Source organism: Acinetobacter sp. YH12137 (genome assembly GCF_013418535.1).
GTDB lineage: Bacteria > Pseudomonadota > Gammaproteobacteria > Pseudomonadales > Moraxellaceae > Acinetobacter.
In genome coordinates this window covers 1-5,719 of sequence record NZ_VPBW01000066.1, presented here as the reverse complement: position 1 = coordinate 5,719, position 5,719 = coordinate 1, and the positions used below count along the sequence as shown (strand labels likewise).

Annotated in this window: 5 protein-coding genes and 1 pseudogene; 3 read left to right on the top strand and 3 right to left on the bottom strand. The window is 40.1% G+C overall.

All coding sequences use genetic code 11. The features are described 5' to 3' along the window. The first annotated feature begins 296 nt into the window (after nucleotides 1-296). Complete coding sequence (locus FTU72_RS15835; RefSeq protein ID WP_180053107.1) at nucleotides 297-1,127, top strand: TIGR02391 family protein; 831 nt, start codon at nucleotides 297-299, stop codon at nucleotides 1,125-1,127. A gap of 93 nt (nucleotides 1,128-1,220) precedes the next feature. On the opposite strand, the gene FTU72_RS15830 is transcribed toward FTU72_RS15835, so the two are convergent. Then, entirely contained in the window at nucleotides 1,221-1,595 is a 375-nt protein-coding gene (locus tag FTU72_RS15830; RefSeq protein ID WP_180053106.1) for an endonuclease domain-containing protein, read from the bottom strand. A 276-nt stretch (nucleotides 1,596-1,871) separates the two neighbouring features. On the opposite strand from FTU72_RS15830, the gene dhaK reads away from it, so the two are divergent. Further along, nucleotides 1,872-3,602, top strand: a complete 1,731-nt coding sequence (gene dhaK, locus FTU72_RS15825) for a dihydroxyacetone kinase subunit DhaK (protein WP_180053105.1) — start codon at nucleotides 1,872-1,874, stop codon at nucleotides 3,600-3,602. Between the two features lie 105 nt (nucleotides 3,603-3,707). Continuing rightward, entirely contained in the window at nucleotides 3,708-4,061 is a 354-nt protein-coding gene (locus FTU72_RS15820) for a lysozyme inhibitor LprI family protein (RefSeq protein WP_180053104.1), read from the top strand. 96 nt (nucleotides 4,062-4,157) lie between these two features. Here the strand turns inward: FTU72_RS15820 and FTU72_RS15815 are convergent, their stop codons facing one another. Continuing rightward, complete coding sequence (locus FTU72_RS15815) at nucleotides 4,158-5,432, bottom strand: glutaminase (protein ID WP_180053103.1); 1,275 nt, start codon at nucleotides 5,430-5,432, stop codon at nucleotides 4,158-4,160. Nucleotides 5,433-5,629: 197 nt separating this feature from the next. Next, nucleotides 5,630-5,719: pseudogene (locus FTU72_RS15810) on the bottom strand (IS5/IS1182 family transposase); the annotation flags it as partial.

Genomic DNA, 5,719 nt, shown 5'->3' with positions numbered 1-5,719 from the left:
AAAGTTGGGTGTATTTCTTCATTGTGTGCTTTCCAATTGCGAGTTGAAAAAGTCTAATGATTCTATGAATACACCTAACTTTTTCAACTAACTACAAATGTGTTGCACTTGGGATTTGAATCTGCGTTTTTTTAAATCTCCCCTAACCCCTCTTTTTCAAAGAGGGGAATTTCACGTATTAATTTAATTACATGACAGCTCCTCCCTTTTTAAAGGGAGGTTGGGAGGGATTAAATTGCTATAAATAAAATGAATATTTAGAATGCTTAAATCCATGAAAAATTTAAGATTGACAAATGGCAATAATAAAAAGTTTAGATCTTGGAAGCTTAGAAAGCATCTGTAAAACTTTAGGTGAAACTAATAATGGGCTTTCAGGAACAGAAATTACCAAGTATCTGGCTGAATGTAATATCAAAGATCTTCAATTAAATTCAACAAAATGGAAACGCTTATATGATGCTCTATACTCAAAACAAACTGAAGATCGCTGTTCCAATAATGTCTTAGCTTTTATTAAGTATGTTATGCGTCCTTCACGACATATCCATAGAAAAGAATGGTTTGAAAATATACGAACTGAATTGAATTATGTATTGTCATTTGAAGGTTTTGAACTCAATGAAAGTGGCGAACTCAAGCAAGCAGACAAAGTTCAAACTTTTGATGAAGCTGAAGCACGAGCACAAAATTTAAGAAAAACTTTATTAGATAGAAAAATACATCCTGATGTTTTAGCCTTCTGTAGAGCAGAACTACTTGTAGATAATTATTTTCATGCGGTTTTTGAAGCCACTAAAAGTATTGCTGAGAAAATTAGAATCAAAACAAAACTAACAAGTGATGGTTCTGAATTAGTAGATCAAGCTTTTGCATATAAAAATAAAGTTCCTTATTTAGCCTTAAATAGTTTAGCTACACCAAGTCATCAGAGTGAACAAAACGGTTTTATGCATTTACTTAAAGGGATATTTGGAACATTTAGAAATACTACAGCTCATGCCCATAAAATCACATGGAATATAGATGAACAAGATGCTTTAGATATTTTATCAACTGTGTCCTTAATTCATAGAAAATTAGACAAAGTAGTTGAAGCTAAAAAAATGTATGAAGGTAAAATGTAATCCCTCTTAACCTCCCTTTGAAAAAGGGAGAAACTACATGATTTCATAACCGCCATCAAATTCGTTTGAAGTCCCTCTTTGCAAAAGGGGGATTTAGGGGGATTCTTTAGAAAGCTCATTCAAACAATATTTATAAATTACATTTGCTACATCATCAATCCGCCCCATCACCTGCCCATTATCAAACCTCAATACTTTCAACCCAAATTGAGCCAAAGCTTCATCTCGAATTCGATCTGCTTCCAATCCTTCATCCGTAAAGTGCTGGCTGCCATCATACTCAATAATCAAATTAGCAGCGGGACAGTAAAAATCCACGATGTAATTTAAAATTGGCTTCTGTCTATAAAACTGCAAACCTAAAATTTGCTTATTCCGAAGTCGTGACCATAATAACTTTTCAGCATCGGTCAGGTTGTTACGTAGGTCACGTGAGGCTTGTTTTAAGTTTTTATTATAGAGTCTCATTTTTGTTCTCTTTTTTTGGAATCTCCCCTAACCCTGAGCCATATATGGCGCAAGAACAAAGAGAGGGACTCCATGTAAACAAATAAATTACGTGACAGCTCCTTCCTTAGAAAAAGGGAGGTTGGGAGGGCTTTAATTTATCAAATATGCGCCCCTTTTTTAGCCCATCAATCCCAAACAATTCGTTTTTACACTTTTAAGTCTGCAAAAATCATCACTTTCATGAATAATAGACCAATAAATTTATCTCCCAAATCAATGACTATTGGTGTTCCAATGAAGAAACTCATGAATGGTGCTGAAAACATCGTTGTTGAAATGTGCAAAGGCTTTGTCCTGGCACATCCAGAACTGGCATTTAATGAATCTTATAAAATCATTTCCCGAAAAGAAAAACACCAAAATGTCGCCCTGATCAGTGGTGGTGGTAGCGGTCATGAACCAGCCCATGCCGGCTTTGTCGGTCAAGGCATGCTGGATGCTGCCATATGTGGTGACGTGTTTGCCTCACCTTCACAAATTCAGGTCTATAAAGCCTTACAGCAAGTCGCGACTGACAAAGGCGTCTTGATGATCATCAAAAACTATTCTGGCGATATGATGAATTTCCAGAATGGTGCAGCTTTAGCCACAGAAGATGGTATTAAAGTTGATTACGTGAAAGTCGCTGATGACATTGCACTAAAAGACAGTCTATATACAGTTGGCCGTCGTGGCGTTGCCGGTACGGTCTTCGTCCATAAAATTGCCGGTGCTGCTGCATCTAAAGGTTATGAGCTGGCACGTGTTAAAGAACTTGCACAAAAAGCTGCGGACAATGTGATTAGCCTTGGTTTTGCCTATACCTCTTGTACCGCCCCCGCCAAAGGCACACCAACGTTCACTTTAGCTGATGATGAAATGGAATACGGCGTCGGCATCCACGGTGAACCGGGCATCCGTCGTGAAAAAATCCTGCCGTCTAAAGAACTGGCACAACGTATTGTTGATGACTTGTTTCTGGATCGTCCAAACCTGACTGAAGTGGCTGTGCTGGTTAATGGGTTTGGTACAACGCCACTGCAAGAACTGTATGTGTTCAATAATGATGTATGTGAACATCTGGCAAGCAAAGGCATCAAAATTTACCGTACTTTTGTCGGCAACTACATGACCAGTATCGACATGGCAGGTGCATCGGTTTCCTTGTTGGCAGTGGATGACGAACTAAAAACTTATCTGGATGCGGAAGCCAATACTCCCGCATTTAAAATGGATGGTTCACCTGCACTGCCATTTGAGTTTGCAGCCAAAGACGAAGCTGCTGTACGCACAGTAAATACAGATGTTAAAATACATCCTGAACATGCTGTGATTGCCAATGAACAATTCACCATTGAAAACATGCGTTATATTGTCGATGTGATGAGTGCCTGCATCATTAAAAATGAAGTACCTTTCTGTGAGTTAGATGCTCATGCAGGTGATGGCGACTTCGGAATGAGTGTGGCCAAAGGTTTTAAACAGCTGAAACATCAGTGGCATGAACTGGTTCAGGCTGAACAGATGGATGACTTCCTGCTGAACTGTTCTATGATTATCATGGAACATTGTGGCGGTGCCTCAGGTCCAATCTGGGGTTCTGCTTTCCGCGCGGCAAGTAAAGCCATTAAAGGTAAAACTACATTAACCGTGGCGGATTTTGCCGAAATGCTGCAAGCAGCGGTAAAAGGCATTCAAACGACTGGTGAGCGTTCATTTGGTCGTGGTGCCGTGGTTGGTGACAAAACCCTGATTGATGCTCTAGTTCCATGTGCAGATTCTTGGTCAGCGAATACTGACAAGACCTTTAAAGAAAACTTTTCTCTAGGTGCTCAAGCAGCAGTTCAAGGTGCGGAATCAACTAAAGAGATCGTAGCGCGTATGGGCCGTGCCGGGACTGTAGGTGATCGTAGTCTGGGTTATCCAGATGCTGGCGCACATGGTTTAGGTGTGATCTTTACTGATATTGCTGAGCATATTAAATAAGATTATACGATGTAAAAAAGCCTCGATATTGATCGGGGCTTTTTTGTATGTTTTATATTTAATTTTTTCTATAATTTAATCACTAATAATTTCAAGAAAACTATGATGAGAAAACTAACTTTACTTTCTATGCTATTCGGCTTATCTAGCATTTCATTTGCTGCATGTAATACAGCAAACGTCTATGAGAGCATTGAATGTTATGAGAAACAGTTAAAAGCTGCAAAAACTGAGCTCAATCAGACTTATCAAAAAATTTATAAATCTTTAGACAACCAAGGGAAAATAATACTAGAACACTCTCAGATATACTGGCTCACATATAAGAATCATCATTGTGATGAACTTGTGGGGTATCTAGCTTCACAATATCAAGGTGGTGGTTCTCAATTAGTAAATCTGTCCTGCAATACCAACCTTACAAAAGACCGAATTAAACAATTAAAAGATACTTTTTAATTTAAAAATGGATGTTCCCTCTCCTGAGCAAACTTTAAAGCACTGCTTTTAAAGTACAGCGCAAGTGATGAGCAGCACTGCTGCGCAAGGGAGAGGTTATTTATACTTTTCCAAAAACTTCTCCAACTCCTCCGTCACCACCACCCTTTTTCTACCCTTCAACTGGTCCTTATCCAGCAAACCTTCTGAATCTACGACTAGTACTTTATGTCCATCCTGTTTTAAACGATCTACACCTTCAAACAGCATTCGGGCACCGACATCATGCATCAAAGTGAGATTAGTCAAATCGAGGATAATGGTACTTTTACCTTCAGGTTCATCCTGCAAAATGCGTAGCAGCATTTCAGACTCGGTAAACTGCAATACGCCACGCAGTTCATAAACCACGACGTTATTCTTTTTCCCCACTGTGTAACGACTTTGCAAAATGGTCTGTGCTGACGGCGTACCTTCCATGAGATGCAGTCCCATATCGTGCGACAGATTTTCAAAGATTCTGACCCCACGCACACTATTACCATGCTCATCAATTTTCGGAGAAAATACCGCAATCCCAACTTGCCCTGGCAGCACTCCAATAATGCCACCTGCCACGCCGCTCTTGGCAGGAATACCCACTGTGGTCAGCCAGTCCCCAGCAGCATCGTACATACCGCAGGTCAGCATGACACTGAGCAATTGCCGGACTAAGGCCCGATCCAGCATGCGCTTACCCGTCTTGGGATGCACACCACCATTGGCCAATATACTGGTGATCACGGCTAGATCTTTGACGGTGACCTTAATCGCACACTGCTTGATATAGCCATGCACGATTTCTTTAGGATCTTCGTCCAGCACCCCAACAGTACGTAACATGTAGCCAATCGACATATTCCGAAAAGCCGTTTTAATCTCAGAGTTATACACCTGCTCATCAAAGGACAATTCACGTCCAGCCAGTCCACTTAAAAAACGGCGTAACTGTTCAGCACGTGATACTGTTTTCTTGGCAGGAATCAGAGAATGAGTGGTAATCGCACCAGAATTAATCATCGGGTTTTTGGGAATATTGCGTTCTTTTTCTAACGAAATCTGGTTAAAGGCCTCTCCCGAAGGTTCTACACCCACTTTTTCCAGTACCTGTTTTAGCCCTAGTTCCTTGATTGCTAGCGCATAGGCAAAAGGCTTGGAAAGAGACTGCATGGTAAATTCAACGTCATCATCCCCGGCAGAATAGATGGTTCCATCTACTGTCGATAGTGCAAGTCCGAGCTTGTCAGGATCAACCGCAGCAAGTTCAGGAATGTAATCTGCCAGCGCGCCTTTTTTATTATCATGGCAAGCAGAAAGCACATGATTCAAGTAATCCGGTACCGGCGTTTTCATGGCAAATGCTCCCATCTCGATCTTTTATATCATTTTTATTAAAACTGAATACTGAAGACGGTTTTGCTACTTTTATGCAGTTTTATGTTGTGAAAATGGGATATGGACAAAAGAGATAGAGGAAATAAATGAATTCATTGGACAAGATCAGGAAGCTTAAAATAGGGTCTGTTGACACTTACTGTTCATAATTAACCCTATAACGGTAGCCATAAAAATATACAGGCTAAGGCAACAGAACTTTGATAATTTCTTTTGAGCTTGTCATATCGAGTAGCTATTCCTCT

Excerpts from the sequence above, each read along its gene's own strand:
- FTU72_RS15835 (WP_180053107.1), top strand. The coding sequence starts at position 297 with ATGGCAATAATAAAAAGTTTAGATCTTGGAAGCTTAGAAAGCATCTGT.
- FTU72_RS15830 (WP_180053106.1), bottom strand. The coding sequence starts at position 1,595 with ATGAGACTCTATAATAAAAACTTAAAACAAGCCTCACGTGACCTACGT.
- dhaK (WP_180053105.1), top strand. The coding sequence starts at position 1,872 with ATGAAGAAACTCATGAATGGTGCTGAAAACATCGTTGTTGAAATGTGC.
- FTU72_RS15820 (WP_180053104.1), top strand. The coding sequence starts at position 3,708 with ATGAGAAAACTAACTTTACTTTCTATGCTATTCGGCTTATCTAGCATT.
- FTU72_RS15815 (WP_180053103.1), bottom strand. The coding sequence starts at position 5,432 with ATGAAAACGCCGGTACCGGATTACTTGAATCATGTGCTTTCTGCTTGC.